The organism is Mesorhizobium sp. M0800, from assembly GCF_040320095.1.
In the GTDB taxonomy this organism is placed as follows: Bacteria; Pseudomonadota; Alphaproteobacteria; order Rhizobiales; family Rhizobiaceae; genus Mesorhizobium.
This window is the reverse complement of sequence record NZ_JAMYOZ010000002.1, coordinates 23,231-36,934: the sequence shown is the minus strand read 5'-3', so window position 1 is coordinate 36,934 and position 13,704 is coordinate 23,231. Positions and strand designations below refer to the sequence as shown.

General features: G+C 64.3%; 12 protein-coding genes. 5 read left to right on the top strand and 7 right to left on the bottom strand.

The genetic code is table 11. From position 1 onward, the window contains the following. Positions 1–166: 166 nt before the first annotated feature. From gnd to NKI18_RS02580, 6 genes are all read right to left on the bottom strand, one after another. On the bottom strand, positions 167–1,591 hold the full coding sequence (gene gnd, locus NKI18_RS02605) for an NADP-dependent phosphogluconate dehydrogenase (RefSeq protein WP_352616553.1): 1,425 nt from the start codon (positions 1,589–1,591) through the stop codon (positions 167–169). Positions 1,592–1,884: 293 nt separating this feature from the next. Then, complete coding sequence (locus tag NKI18_RS02600; RefSeq protein WP_352616555.1) at positions 1,885–3,525, bottom strand: copper resistance CopC/CopD family protein; 1,641 nt, start codon at positions 3,523–3,525, stop codon at positions 1,885–1,887. A gap of 52 nt (positions 3,526–3,577) precedes the next feature. After that, a complete protein-coding gene (locus NKI18_RS02595) occupies positions 3,578–4,096 on the bottom strand; it encodes a YcnI family copper-binding membrane protein (RefSeq protein ID WP_352616558.1) in 519 nt (172 codons plus the stop codon). Positions 4,097–4,121: 25 nt separating this feature from the next. Beyond that, positions 4,122–4,658 carry a copper chaperone PCu(A)C gene (locus NKI18_RS02590; RefSeq protein WP_352616560.1) on the bottom strand — a complete coding sequence of 179 codons (537 nt, stop codon included), beginning with the start codon at positions 4,656–4,658 and terminating at the stop codon, positions 4,122–4,124. Between the two features lie 101 nt (positions 4,659–4,759). Continuing rightward, complete coding sequence (locus NKI18_RS02585) at positions 4,760–5,116, bottom strand: DUF2946 family protein (RefSeq protein WP_352616562.1); 357 nt, start codon at positions 5,114–5,116, stop codon at positions 4,760–4,762. 119 nt (positions 5,117–5,235) lie between these two features. After that, on the bottom strand, positions 5,236–6,138 hold the full coding sequence (locus tag NKI18_RS02580) for a GntR family transcriptional regulator (protein ID WP_352456803.1): 903 nt from the start codon (positions 6,136–6,138) through the stop codon (positions 5,236–5,238). 256 nt (positions 6,139–6,394) lie between these two features. Here NKI18_RS02580 and NKI18_RS02575 point away from each other — a divergent pair, with 256 nt between their 5' ends. The 5 genes from NKI18_RS02575 (at position 6,395) to NKI18_RS02555 (ending at position 12,933) form a co-directional block, all read left to right on the top strand. Beyond that, a complete protein-coding gene (locus NKI18_RS02575) occupies positions 6,395–7,900 on the top strand; it encodes a UxaA family hydrolase (RefSeq protein ID WP_352616564.1) in 1,506 nt (501 codons plus the stop codon). 329 nt (positions 7,901–8,229) lie between these two features. Beyond that, entirely contained in the window at positions 8,230–9,225 is a 996-nt protein-coding gene (locus NKI18_RS02570; RefSeq protein WP_352616566.1) for an ABC transporter substrate-binding protein, read from the top strand. A gap of 105 nt (positions 9,226–9,330) precedes the next feature. Then, the gene (locus tag NKI18_RS02565) at positions 9,331–10,884 is read left to right on the top strand and encodes a sugar ABC transporter ATP-binding protein (protein WP_352456805.1); all 1,554 of its coding nucleotides are present in this window, start codon (positions 9,331–9,333) and stop codon (positions 10,882–10,884) included. Further along, positions 10,881–11,846, top strand: a complete 966-nt coding sequence (locus tag NKI18_RS02560) for an ABC transporter permease (RefSeq protein ID WP_352448376.1) — start codon at positions 10,881–10,883, stop codon at positions 11,844–11,846. Before NKI18_RS02565 ends, NKI18_RS02560 begins: the two co-directional genes overlap by 4 nt. A gap of 70 nt (positions 11,847–11,916) precedes the next feature. After that, positions 11,917–12,933, top strand: coding sequence for a zinc-binding alcohol dehydrogenase family protein (locus NKI18_RS02555; RefSeq protein WP_352616569.1), 1,017 nt, complete (start codon positions 11,917–11,919; stop codon positions 12,931–12,933). An 18-nt stretch (positions 12,934–12,951) separates the two neighbouring features. Here the strand turns inward: NKI18_RS02555 and phnF are convergent, their stop codons facing one another. After that, positions 12,952–13,695: a phosphonate metabolism transcriptional regulator PhnF gene (gene phnF / locus NKI18_RS02550; RefSeq protein ID WP_352448378.1), complete on the bottom strand. Its 744-nt coding sequence runs from the start codon at positions 13,693–13,695 to the stop codon at positions 12,952–12,954. Positions 13,696–13,704 lie beyond the last annotated feature (9 nt).

The following is a 13,704-nucleotide window of genomic DNA, read 5'->3' as shown; positions in this document are numbered from 1 at the left end:
TGAGCGGCGGCTTACCACAGATTCGCGGCTCCGCCGATACCGATGAGACCGTCAATCGTCTCTACCGGCATAGCAGGTTCCTGGCGCGAACCGACACCCAGTTGGTGGCTGGAGATATCTGCCTTCTGACAACCGCAAAATTGGACTCTAGGTCCAAGTCGCGGCGCTAACCCGCCGCGCCGCTTCCCCACGGGCCATGGAAAGCACCCTGCCCATCGATGCGCTCGAAGCCGTGCGCGCCGAAGAAATCGCGTTGCGCCTGGATCAGGTTCGAAGTGCCGCGGCCCTGCCGGTAACTGTCGAAATAGGCAAGTGCAGATGACAGGGCCGGCACCGGCGAGCCGGCTTCGGCCGCCCTTGCGACGACACGGCGAAGCGACGGATGTGCCTCCTGCATCAACGAGACGAAAGCCGGCGCCATCAACAGGTTGGTGGCCCCGCCGCCGGCGCCGAAGGCCTCCGCCATCGTATCCAGCAATTGCGAGCGGATGATGCAGCCGGCCCGCCAGATCTTGGCGATGACCGGCATCGGCAGGTTCCAGTTGAATTCCTTCGACGCGCCGCTCATCACCGCGAAGCCTTGCGCGTAGGCGGCGATCTTGCCGGCAAACAGTGCCAGCTCGAGATCGGCGAGCAGGGCGTCCCTGTCTCCGGAAATCTTGCTCACGCCGCCGGCATAGACCTTTTCGGCGGCAAGCCGCTCGTTCTTGATCGACGACAGTACGCGTGCCGCCACAGCCGCCTCGATCGCGGTGGCCGGGATGCCTAGCTGCTGCGCCTCGATCACCGACCATTTGCCGGTGCCTTTCTGGCCGGCGCGGTCGAGGATGATGTCGACCACCGGTTTGCCGGTCTTGGGATCGTCGGCGGCCAGCACCTTGGCGGTGATCTCGATCAGGTACGAATTGAGCCTGCCCGTGTTCCACTGGGAAAACACCTCAGCGATCTCTTTCGGCCCCATGCCGAGCCCGTCGCGCAATATGCCGTAGATCTCGGCGATCATCTGCATGTCGGCATATTCGATGCCGTTGTGGATGGTCTTGACGAAATGGCCGGCGCCGTCGGTGCCAAGCCACGCAGCGCAAGGCTCGCCCTTGAACTTGGCCGAGATCGCGGTCAGCACCTTTTCGACGCGCTTCCAGGACTCTTCGGTGCCGCCGACCATGATAGAGGGACCGTGACGTGCGCCCTCCTCGCCGCCGGACACGCCCATGCCGATGAAGGTCAGGCCCGAATCGGTAAGTTCGGAGAAGCGCCGCATCGTATCGCGGAAATTGGCATTGCCGGCGTCGATGACGATGTCGTTGGCCGACAGCACGCCGCGCAATGCCGCGATCTGCTCGTCGACCGGCTTGCCGGCCAGCACCATGATGATGATCGGCCGCGGCGGCCGGATCGCGGCGGCCAGTTCCTCCAGGCTATAGCAGGGCACCACCCTATCCCGAAGCGCGCCGGCATTTTCGACAAAGGCATCGGTGCGCGCCGCGGTGCGGTTGAAGACGGCGATGCGGTGCCCCTTCTCGGCGATATTGAGCGCCAGGTTGGAGCCCATCGTGCCAAGGCCGATCAGGCCGATTTCGGCTTTTTCCATTGTTTCTTCCCTGCTTTCGGATCTTGTTGGTTTGAGCCCGCGATTGGGTTGGATGCCCATTCTTGATGGCGATGATTGACGGGGGTTCGCGGCCGCGTCAACCGCCTCGCCGAATTGTCTTGCAGCCGGGGCGTGTTGAGATGCAGGTCAGGCCGAGCCGGGGTCGAAGACGGGCGCGTAAGCGACCAAACAGGTGGTTTCCGAGAACCGGAGCGGAGCGTACTTAAGTACGTGATCACTGGAAGCGCAGGATACCGCCATTTGCAGGTCGGCATCACCTGAATATCAGCACGTCACTCCGGCCTGATGTCGATCGGCGCCTCTATCTTCACCATCTCGAAATCCGAGACCAGGATATCGAGCCGCGCCGTCCACCGGCCGGCGACCGGAATGACGAGATCGTCGACGCGCCAGGTGCCGTCGCCGGGATTCGTCGCCGGGCGCTTGATGGGTTCAATGCCGGAATCGGGCTTTGATAGCACCAGTGTTACCTGCTTGGCGTCGAGCGGGCCGAAATCGCCGGTCATGATGAAGATCGAAGCGGCAACAGGCCCGGCATGGCCGGGCACAATGCTGAGGTCGGCCATCGCTTGCAGCGTGTGGATATGCACCGATGCCGGCTGTGCCGCGGCGATCGCCAGCGCCCGCGGCGGCGGCGTGAAGCGCCAGCCGGCGGCAACGCCGAAGATCGCCAGCACAATCAGCAGCTCGATGGCGATCGAGCGGGCCAGCCGCCGCTGGACTTCCGTTTCGCCCGCCTCAGCCGGGGCCGTAAGCTTGAAGCGATTGACGGCGGCGAGCGTGAACAGAAAGACGAGCAGCGCCAGCTTGAGCAGCAGCAGCCGGCCATAAGCCGTATGGACCAGCGCCGACGGCGTTCGCACCTGGATGACGGCGAGCACGATGCCGGCTACCGTAAGTACGGCCACGACGAACAGGATCGCTCGCGAAAACCGGCGCAGCAACGGCCCGGTTTTGTCCGGCTGCCGTTTCAAGGCAAGACCGAGCGGCGCCAGCGCCCCGGACCAAATCGCGATACCAGTGGCGTGCAGAAACACCATCGGCCGGGTCAGCCATTGCGGCTCGGCGGCACTGGCATGCCCGCTGGCGGCAAGTGCTGCGCCAACGCCAACCAGTCCGGCCAAGGCCAGCGGCTTTGCGTCGGCGGGCGGCACGACCAGCGATAGCAGGCCAAGGCCGAGCGCCATCAGCGCGATCAGCACCGTCCAGCCGAAGCTGGTGCCAAGCCCGGTCTGCCAGATGACCGGCTGCGCCAGCCGGACAAGCGGCGCACCGAGTGCATCCAGCCCCTGGAAACCGAGCGACAACAGTGCGGCGGCCAACCCGCACAGGATCGCGGCGACGATCATGTTCCGGCCGGATCGACCGCCTTGCGCCAGCCAGGCCTGCGCAAAGGCACCGCCGACGCCGAAAAACAGGCCGATGTATAGAAAAACCTTGCCGATCCAGATCGCCGTTCGAAGCTCCCGGTCGACAGCTTCGGAAGGGGCCGGCGCAGCACTCGGTGCACCGACCGAGAACAGCACCGAGCCGCCGACCGGATGGCCGTCGGCGGAAATCACCCGCCAGCTCAGCACATGCGTGCCCGACGTCAGCGCCTGCGGATTGTCGATCTCGACGGTCTGGCCGCTGAGCCGGAAAGAGCTCAGCGGGATCGACGTCCCGTCGGGCCGCACCAGCGTCAGCACCAGCGGCGAAACCGGCTCGCTGAAGGTCAGCGATAGCTGCGACGGGCTCTGCGCCAGCACCGCACCATCAGCCGGCTCGGCCTTGATCAGCGCTGCATGGGCGAAGGCGGGATCAGGCATGGCAATTACGGCGAGCAGCACGATGGCGGCCAGCAAGCCAGCCACAAGCCGGCCAGAATAGTTGCCGGCCATGCAAGCTTGCCGCAGGAAGGATGTCGCGCTCATCTCACCGCCAAGAGCAGCGGCGCGCCCATCCGCCAAAGCGCGCCGCCGGAGCTCACTTCTTCGGCAGCAGCTTGAGGCCGGGCGCCGGAAATTCCAGCGCATCCTCAGCCTGCCCGGCCGCCGGAATCTCGATCCAGCGATCGGCAACGCCGTCACATTCCTGCACCACCGGGAAATGCAGCATCTGGCCTGCCGGCAGGTCGGACGCCAGTGTCGCGCGAAAGACGAATTCGTCGTAGAATTCGTCCGGCAGGCTGCCGGCGCTCCAGTCGATCTCCTTGACGCCGCTGGTCACCGCCTGGCCGTAGAGCTGGTAGGACTTCTCGTATTTGCCGTTCTTGACCTGCAGCGTCCAACCCGGCTTCGGCATCGGTTTGACCGAAAGCACCCCTTCCGGGATCTGCACGCGCACGGCGGTCGTCGCTTTGCCCTCGCAGCCATGCGGCACCCGAAGAACCGCCTTGTAGGTCGAGCCCACCGCCGCCTCCGGCGTTTCGAGCGTGATGTGGGCAAAGGCCGCGCTGGTCCCGAGGACAAGAAGCACGCAGCCGGGCAAAAGAGATTTCTTCATGATGCTACCTCTCGAAGCGGCCAAGTCAGTCGTCGTCCTGGGGCGCCGCGCTGCCGATGCCTTGCACGGCGAATTCAATCTGCACAGGCCCGGCTTTCTCGAAGGTCAGCGTGGCGGAGAACGTTTCGCCCTCCTTGGGCTGCCGCTTCAAATCCATGAACATCAAATGATAGCCGTTGGGCGCCAATGCGACCTTGCCGCCAGCCGGGATTTCGAGGCCGCCGGTGACCGGCCGCATCGTCATCACGCCATTGCTGACGCCCATCTCGTGCAGTTCGGCCTTGGCCGAAATGTCGGAGGTGATCGACAGCAGGCGATCCGCCGCACTGCCGGTGTTGGTGATGGTGAAGTAGCCGCCGGCCACCTTGGCGCCGGCTGGCGTGGCGCGCGACCAGGGGTGCCCGATCTCGAGATCGCCAAGCTTGAACTCGTGTGCCAACACCGTCTGGGCGCTGGCGAACAGGAGGGCAAGAACGCAAAGGGCGATGCCGAGACGCTGCTCGAAACGACCCAGTGCGAAGCGCCTGCGGCTGGATGCGGCAGCGCGAAAAGAGTGAGACATGATTGCTCCGTGGACTTTAAGGGGGATCGCGCCGATGGCCGGTCGCGAACGATGTCGATAAACGCGCCGGCAAAGCGTTGCGCGGCGCGAACCAGAACGGATCAGGCCGTCGCCGGTGGTGCACGCGGATTGGACGGAGTGCGGGCGCGGGCGAAATCGCGATGCCGGAAGGCCGGCAGGAAAAAGGCGATGGTTTCGACGGAAAGGCTGCGAGCCAGGCTCCCGGCTGCATCCAGCGGCGCGTAGACCGCCGAAACGAGATTGCAGCCAAGCATGCAGCAAGCCGGCATGTGCTGCTGATGCGGATCGCCGGCGGGGAGTTGCGCCGCACCGTCATGGGTGCAGATCGTATTGCCGAAAGCATCGAATTGCGAGGCTTTCGGCGCGACGCCGGACGCAAACGCGCCGAACATCGACTGGAGCATGACAAGCCAGGCCGCGGCGAACGCGACCGGCATGCTCCATCGTCTCCGGCGTATGGTCAAGAACCAGCCTCTTCGCGCAGCAACGTCAGCTCTCTAGCACGGAGCCGGCGGCCGGAAAATCGCCAAAACGTTGCTGCGGCAACGCAACACAATCACGCGCGTTGCGGCTGCCTGCCCTCGGGAATGGACGTCAGCAGCGTTTGGCGGGCCGATTTCAGGTGCTTGCGGCAGGCGGCGTCGACCTTGGCGAGATCGCGCGATTTGAGCGCGGCGATATAGGCGAGATGCTCCTGGACCGCGACTTCGTTGCGCTCGCGCTCCTGCGCCTTGTTCCACTGGTAGTGGTAGTGGAAGATCATGGCGATGACGTCGTAGAAATCGACGATGAAGCGGTTGTGCGACGCCCGGTGGATCAGCCGGTGAAAGCGCTCGTCAAGCTCGGAGAATTCGTTGAAGCGCACGGCGATCTCGCGCTCCAGCCGGTGATGCTCGTCTTCCAGGCGGTCGAGGTCGGCCCACACCGGGCTGTCCTCGGGCAGAGCGGCAAAGGCTGCGGCCGAGCGCAGTTCGAACATCTCGCGGATTTCGGTCAGCTCCAGCGCGAAGGCGCGGGTAAAGCCTTTCAGCACCCAGTGGCTGTTGCGGCGCTTCTCGATCAGCCCAAAGCGCGAGAAGCGGATCAGGAATTCGCGCACGCTGGTGGTGCCGACGCCGATCTCGCGCGCCAGTTCGAGCTCGTTGATCTGCATGCCGGCTTCGGCACCGCTGGCAAGCAGCCGCCGCATGAAGGAGCGCTCGATGATCTCGGCCAGCGTGTCGGTTTCTTCCTCGGGGAAGAAATCGTCCGGTCGCGGTTCGCGCAGGACCGTCTTGCTGCGCTTGTTCCAGTCGATCAGCCCGGTTTCTTCCATGCGCGCAAGGATAGTGCGGACCGTCGTGCGGCTGACGCCGAGCAGCGTACCCAGCTCCGGCTCCGAAGGCAGGCTCCTGGTTTCGTCGAGCAGCCTCAGACCGCGATTATAGGCGTCCTTGTAAACGTTGTTGCTCTTCGACATCCCCTGCCCCGTGGCGCATCTGCGTTTGCGGCCAGTGTGAAGCGTTTCTCGCGCATGAAACCGGTACCTTTTCGGAAAACATCATGCGCAACGCTAGTTTTGGTTGTAGAGCCTACTTCTCGCATCCAAAAGACGCGTCGCGCTCTGACGAAAAAACAATTGACGCAAAAATGTTTTTTCACGATAAAAGACATTATATGTTAAGAGACGCGTGTCAATCCGCTCGCGCACCCAGGAACACACCCAGGAAGCTCCCGTGAACGCCGCAAACAGCATTCTTCTGTCTCCCGCCGACAATGTCGCGGTCGCCAATGGCCGCATCGAGATCGGCACCGTGCTGCCGGGCGGCGCCGTCGCCGCCGCAGTGATCGAGCCGGGCCACAAAGTGGCGATCAAGCCGATTGCGGCCGGCGAGGCCGTGGTCAAATACGCCCAGGCGATCGGCCGCGCCACGCAAGACATCGCGCCCGGCGAGCATGTCCATTCGCACAATCTGGTCTTCGAAAGCGGGCGTTTGCCGGTGGTGCCGCCGAGCGAGGCAGTGCATGCGACTGAGGCCGACCGCGCCCGCACCTTCATGGGCTACCGCCGCGCCGACGGCCGCGCCGGCACGCGCAACTTCATCGGCATTCTCGCCAGCGTCAATTGCTCGGCCACCGTCTGCCACGCCATCGCTGACGCGGCGAACCGCACGCTTCTGCCGCAATATCCCGGCATCGACGGCTTCGTCCCGATCGTCCACGGCCAGGGCTGCGGCATGAGCGCCACCGGCGACGGCATGATGGTGCTGCATCGCACGCTGGCCGGCTACGCCCGTCATCCGAATTTTGGTGGTGTGCTGATGGTCGGGCTCGGCTGCGAGGTCAACCAGCTCACCCTCTACGGCCAGAAGGGCGTTGCCGCGGGAAAACGTCATTTCAACATCCAGGAAGCCGGCGGCTCGCGCAAATCGGTCGAGAAGGCGTTGGTCGTGCTGGCCGAGATCGCCGAGGAGGTCGGCAAGCTTCAGCGTGAGCCGATCCCGGTCAGCGAGATCGTCGTCGGCCTGCAATGCGGCGGCTCCGACGGCATGTCCGGCATCACCGCCAATCCGGCGCTGGGTGCCGCGGTCGACATTTTGGCCGGCGTCGGCGGTGTCGGCATTCTCTCCGAGACGACGGAGATCTACGGCGCCGAGCACCTGCTTGCCTATCGCGCCGCCACCCCCGAGATCGCCACCAAGCTCGACGGTTACGTGAAATGGTGGGAAGACCATGTCGCCAAGCATGGCGCTTCCATCGACAACAACCCCTCGCCCGGCAACAAGCGCGGCGGCCTGACCACCATCCTGGAAAAGTCGCTCGGCGCGGTCGCCAAGGGCGGCCAGACGCCGCTCAACGGCGTCTTCGGCTATGCCGAAAAGGTCACCGGGCACGGGCTGGTGTTCATGGACACGCCCGGCTACGACCCGGTCTCGGCCACCGGCCAGGTGGCGGGCGGCGCCAACGTCATCGTCTTCACCACAGGCCGCGGCTCCTGCTTCGGCTGCCGGCCGACGCCGTCGATCAAGGTCGCCAGCAACTCGACCATGTATCACACGATGGAAGAGGACATGGACGTGAATTGCGGCGTCATCGCCTCGGGCGAAAAGACCATCGCCGGCATGGGCCGCGAGATCTTCGAACTGATCGTCGAGACGGCTTCGGGCCGCAAGACCAAGAGCGAAGAGTTCGGCTACGGCGACAACGAGTTCGTGCCTTGGCATCTCGGAGCGACGCTCTAAGCCGGACATGCGCAATAGTCGCGAACACCGGACGTGATGGCCAGGCGTCACAGTTCCAACGCTCCCGAAAAAGAATGAACATTCCATATTGACTGGATGATGGAATTAATATTCCATGCGACATATTGGAGGAGATTGGCAGCGGAGTTCCGAGGGAGCAAGCTTTCCCGCCCAGCCATTCGAGCGGCCATCAAACATCGCTTGCGCCGACCGAGGTGATGCACTATCAAAATGCGGTAAATGTTTTTTATTGATAAAGTTCCGTTTGGGCCGCGCCATCCGAATGGAGCTTCCGTAACATTCACCGGGCGACTTAGGGAGGACTCCTAATGAAATTCGTGACCAGCATTCTCAATCGCCGCGCCTTCGTGGCACTTGCAGCCGCCTCGATGCTTGCCGGCGTGATGCATTCGGCGCCGGCATCCGCGGCCGACGTGACCATCCCGATCATCGTCAAGGACACCACGTCCTTCTACTGGCAGATCGTTCTGGCCGGCGCCCGCAAGGCCGGCAAGGATCTCGGCGTCAACGTGCCGGAGCTCGGCGCCCAGGCCGAGACCGACGTCAACGGCCAGATCTCGATCCTTGAAAATGCCGTCGCCGGCAACCCGGCGGCCGTCGTCATTGCGCCGACCGAAGCCAAGGCGCTCGGCAAGCCGATCGACGAGGCCGCCACCAAGGTCAAGATCATCGGTATCGACTCCGGCGCCGACTCCAAGGCCTTCACCTCGTTCCTGACCACCGACAACATCCAGGGCGGCCGCGTTGCCGCTGACGGCCTTGCCGCAGCCATCGGCGAAGCCAATGGCGGCAAGGTCGAGGGCGACGTCGCCCTGATCACCGCGCTTCCGGGCGCCGGCTCGCTCGAACAGCGCGCCCAGGGTTTTAAGGAACAGCTCGCTGCCAAATATCCGGGCCTCAAGCTGGTCGCCGACAAATACGCCGACGGCCAGGCCACCACCGGCCTCAACATCGCCACCGACCTGATCACCGCCAACCCCAACCTCAAGGGCATCTTCGCCTCCAACCTGATCATGGCGCAGGGCGTCGGTCAGGCGATCGCCGAGAACAGTCTTGCCGGCAAGGTCGGGCTGGTCGGTTTCGACAGCGACGAGAAGCTGATCAAGTTCCTCAACGACGGCGTCATTTCGGCTCTCGTCGTTCAGGATCCGTACCGGATGGGCTATGACGGCATCAAGACGGCGCTCGCCGCCTCGAAGAGCGAGAAGGTCGAGGCCAATGTCGATACCGGCGCCAATTTGGTCACCAAGGCCAACATGAAGGATCCGAAGATCGACGCGCTGCTCAACCCGAAGCTCGACTGAGCATAGCCGCAAGTGAACTGTTTCCGGGGCCTTTTTCGCCCCGGAAACATCCCACTCGTGCCAATCGCGAGGCCAATCTTTGGGGGCCAATCTGGGAGGATTGTCATGATGTCGACGGCGCAGGAACTCCATCCGGCCCCAACGCTGGAACCGGGCAGGACCATCCTCGAACTCCGCGGGCTGGAAAAGCGCTATCCCGGCACCCACGCGCTGAAGCCGGTCGATCTCGCCTTCAAGGCCGGCGAGATCCACGCCATCGTTGGCGAGAACGGCGCCGGCAAATCCACCCTGATCAAGCTTCTGACCGGCGTCATGCCGCGCACCTCCGGCGACGTCATCTGGGAGGGCAAGCCTGCCGCATTGGCAACGCCGCATGAGGCGATGGCGCTCGGCATCAATGCCGTGCATCAGGAAGTCGTCCTGTGCCGCCATCTCACCGTCGCCGCCAACATGTTCCTCGGCGAGGAGGATTCCCGCTTCGGCATCCTGCAGCAGCGGGCGATGGTCAGGCAGGCGCAGAAGATCATCGACGATCTCGGCTTCGACCTGCCGGCGCATGTCATGCTGGGTGACCTGACCATCGGCCAGCAGCAGTTGATCGCCGCCGCCCGCGCCACGGTGCGCGGCACCAAATTCCTGATCTTCGACGAGCCGACCGCCTATCTTACCCGCAAGGAGGCCGACCAGCTGTTCACGCTGATCCGCCGGCTGAAGGGCGAAGGCGTCACCATCATCTACATCAGCCATCGCATGGAAGAAGTGTTCGAGCTCGCCGACCGCGTCTCGGTGCTGCGCGACGGCACGCTGGTCGGCACCAGGAACATTGCCGAGACCAATGACGCCGAGCTGGTCAAGATGATGATCAACCGCTCGATCGAGCAGGTCTACCACAAGGAGCATTTCACCCCCGGCGCGACCATCGTCGAAACCAGGAACCTGTCCGGCAAGGGTTTCGAAAATGTCTCGATGTCCGTCCGCGCCGGCGAGATCGTCGGCCTCTACGGCCTGATCGGCGCCGGGCGCAGCGAGTTCGTCACCACGCTCTATGGCCGGCACCGCAAATCGGCCGGCCAGATCCTCTGGGAGGGCAAGGAGGTCAAGGTCAATTCCGAACATGACGCGATCAGGCTCGGCATGGCGCTGGCCCCGGAAAGCCGCCGCGACCAGGGCCTCTGCCTCAACCTGCCGGTCGGACTCAACCTCAATCTGCCGATCTACAAGCGCATCTCGAGCAATCTGCTGATCTCCCGCGCGCAGGAAAAGGCGCAAGCCGATCGCCAGATCGCCGATCTGCGCATCAAGACGCCGACGCGCGGCGCGCTGGCCTCCAGCCTGTCCGGCGGCAACCAGCAGAAGATCGTCATCGGCAAATGGCTCGCCCATGGCGCCAAGCTATTCATCTTCGACGAGCCGACTGTCGGCGTCGACGTCGGCACCAAGGCCGAGATCTACCGCCTGTTCGGCGCGCTGTTGTCCAAGGGAGCCGGCATCATCCTGATCTCGTCCTACCTGCCCGAGGTCTATGAACTCGCGGACACGCTGCACGTGTTCCGGCGCGGCAAGCTGGTGGCCACGCACGGCTTTCGTACCGCTGACCACGAGGAGATCCTCACCCAGGCGCTGGCCGAGAAACAAGAAAAACCGGGAGGACGGATATGAGCACCGAGGCGATCGCTGCCGAAAGGCCGAAACGCAACTACAACGCCCTGTTCGGGCTGACACTGCTGGCGCTGCTGGTTCTTTTATGGATCATCCTGTCGGTGGCGACGCCGAGCTTCGCCTCCGCCAACAACATCTCCAACCTGTTGCGGCAAGGGTCGATGATCGCCATCCTGGCGGTCGGCCAGACCTTCGTCATCATCACCGGCGGCATCGACCTTTCCGTCGGCGCCGTGGTCGGCTTCGCCACCGTCATCGTCGCGATGCTGATCAACGCCGGCACACCGGTTTTCCTCGCCATCCTGATCACCTTGCTGGTCGGCGTCGCCATCGGCATGTTCCATGGGTTCGGCATCGTCAAGATGGGCCTGCCGCCCTTCATCATCACCCTGGCAACGCTGACCTCGCTGCGCGGCATCGGTCTGTTGATGACCAATGGCAACTCGATCTCGATCAACAACGACGCCTTCCAGACGTTCTCGCGCAGTTCCTTCGCCGGCGTCCCCAATCTGTTCTGGATGGTGATCCTGGTCGGCATCCCAGCCTACATCTTCCTGCACCACAGCCGGTGGGGCCGCTATCTGTTCTCGGTCGGCTCCAACGCCGAGGCGTCGCGCCTGTCAGGCGTCAACGTCCAGCGCACCATCTACATGGCCTACACGCTGTCGGGCCTGTGTGCGGCCTTCGTCGGCGTGCTGCTTGCCTCGCGCATCGGCATCGGCAATCCGACGCAGGCCGAGGGCTGGGAATTGCAGGCGATCGCCTCCTCGGTGATCGGCGGCACCTCGCTGTTCGGCGCTGTCGGCTCAGTGCACGGGCCGCTGCTCGGCGCCTTCATCCTTGCCACCATCAACAACGGCGCCAATCTGCTCAACGTCAACGCCTTCTGGCAGCGCATCATCACCGGCGTGCTGATCATCGTCATCGTCTATTTCGACGGGCTGCGCCGCCGCGGCAAATAGACCGCCTCCCAACAACCGCCGGCCTCGCGACAGCAGGGCCGGCGGTGCCATGAACCGACTGGATTGAAGCATGAAAGCCGTCGTCTGCCGCTCGCCCGGCGAACTTGTCCTCGAAGATCGTCCGGCGCCTGGCGCGCCCCCCGCCGGCTGGGCGCTGGTCGCCGTCAGCCATGTCGGCATCTGCGGCACCGACTATCACATCTTCGAAGGCAAGCACCCGTTCCTCGCCTATCCCCGCATCATGGGCCACGAGGTTTCCGGCACCGTGATCGAGGTTGGCGAAGACGTCGATCTCGCCGTCGGCGAAGCGGTGATCGTCAATCCCTATCTCGCCTGCGGCAAATGCATCGCCTGCCGGCAAGGCAAGCCGAATTGCTGTGTCATGATCGAGGTGCTCGGCGTCCACCGCGACGGCGCCATGTGCGAGCAGATCCTGGTGCCGGCGCAAAATCTTTATCCGGCAAACGGCTTGTCGCTGGCCGATGCTGCCGCCGTCGAATTCCTGGCGATCGGCGCCCATGCCGTGCGGCGCTCGCTGGCTGATCCAGGTGCGCGCACGCTGGTCATCGGCGCCGGCCCGATCGGGCTCGGCACGGCGCTGTTCGCCCGCATCGCCGGGCTCGATGTGACGCTGCTCGACATGAGCGCTGAACGGCTTGGCTTTGCCGAAAGCGAACTCGGCTTCGCGACGCTCGACGGCTCGCGGGGCGCTGCTGCCGACCTGGTGCGGGAAGCAACCGGCGGCGACGGCTTCGACGTGGTTTTCGATGCCACCGGCAACACCCGGTCGGTGCAGTCGGCCTTCGCCCATGTCGCGCACGGCGGGGCGCTGGTCCTGGTTAGCGTCGTCAAGGACGACATCGCCTTTTCCGATCCCGAATTCCACAAGCGCGAGATGATGCTGATCGGCAGCCGCAACGCCCTGCGTGCCGATTTCGACCATGTCGCCGCCTCGATCCGCAACGGCGCGCTGCCGCTGACAAAGCTGGTCACCCACCGCACCACGCTTGGCGAGACGCCGCACGACCTCGCCCGCTGGGCGCATGAGAAGTCCGGCCTGATCAAGGCCGTCATTCAAGTCGGATGATGCCAGGGCTGCCGCATCTCAGAGGGCCGACAATTTGAGCTCGATCCGCTCGGCCGGGAAGCGCGACTCCGAAAACTGTATCGGCTGACCGTCGGGCGTGACGTTGACGGCGACCGTCACCAGCACGATGGCGCCGGGCTGCAGCTCGAGGTCCGCAAGGTCGGCGGCATCGGCATGGCGCGCCGACAGCACGGTCGATTGCCTGAGATAGTCGTCGATGCCGAAACGTGCCAGCGATGCGGTGATCGAACCGGTTTCCGCCATGGCGGCATCGATGCCGGCAAAGCGCCTGGCATCGAACCAGCCGGCCGCGCGAGACACCGGCATTCCATCGGCTTCGCCGCGCGTTTCCAGGCGTATCACATCGGCCCCCGTCGCAAGGCCTAAGCCCTCTGCGACACGACGGTTGGCCGGCTCGATCGATGACGCGAGCAAGGTGATATGCCGCTCGGACGCCTGTCCTTGCAATCCCTCGGAAAAGCGGGTGCGGGCGCCGATCGGATAAGACAGCCGCTTGCGCGACAGCACGAAGGTGCCGCGCCCCTGCTCCGCCCTGAGCACACCCTCCTGCACCAGCGCTGCGATAGCGCTGCGCACCGTGTGGCGGTTGACGCCATAGCGTCCGGCCAACGCGATCTCCGGCGGCAGCGCGGCATTCTCGGGAAAATCGCCGGCGGCGATCGAATGCAGGATCTGGTCGGCGATCTGCCGCCACAGCGCGACACCGCTGCGCCGCTCGATGCTGTTGGCTTGTCCGATCATCTCCCGCCC

Excerpts from the sequence above, each read along its gene's own strand:
- NKI18_RS02590 (WP_352616560.1), bottom strand. The coding sequence starts at position 4,658 with ATGTCTCACTCTTTTCGCGCTGCCGCATCCAGCCGCAGGCGCTTCGCA.
- NKI18_RS02580 (WP_352456803.1), bottom strand. The coding sequence starts at position 6,138 with ATGTCGAAGAGCAACAACGTTTACAAGGACGCCTATAATCGCGGTCTG.
- NKI18_RS02565 (WP_352456805.1), top strand. The coding sequence starts at position 9,331 with ATGATGTCGACGGCGCAGGAACTCCATCCGGCCCCAACGCTGGAACCG.
- phnF (WP_352448378.1), bottom strand. The coding sequence starts at position 13,695 with ATGATCGGACAAGCCAACAGCATCGAGCGGCGCAGCGGTGTCGCGCTG.
- NKI18_RS02600 (WP_352616555.1), bottom strand. The coding sequence starts at position 3,525 with ATGAGCGCGACATCCTTCCTGCGGCAAGCTTGCATGGCCGGCAACTAT.
- NKI18_RS02595 (WP_352616558.1), bottom strand. The coding sequence starts at position 4,096 with ATGAAGAAATCTCTTTTGCCCGGCTGCGTGCTTCTTGTCCTCGGGACC.
- NKI18_RS02555 (WP_352616569.1), top strand. The coding sequence starts at position 11,917 with ATGAAAGCCGTCGTCTGCCGCTCGCCCGGCGAACTTGTCCTCGAAGAT.
- NKI18_RS02560 (WP_352448376.1), top strand. The coding sequence starts at position 10,881 with ATGAGCACCGAGGCGATCGCTGCCGAAAGGCCGAAACGCAACTACAAC.
- NKI18_RS02585 (WP_352616562.1), bottom strand. The coding sequence starts at position 5,116 with ATGCCGGTCGCGTTCGCCGCGGCCTGGCTTGTCATGCTCCAGTCGATG.
- NKI18_RS02570 (WP_352616566.1), top strand. The coding sequence starts at position 8,230 with ATGAAATTCGTGACCAGCATTCTCAATCGCCGCGCCTTCGTGGCACTT.
- gnd (WP_352616553.1), bottom strand. The coding sequence starts at position 1,591 with ATGGAAAAAGCCGAAATCGGCCTGATCGGCCTTGGCACGATGGGCTCC.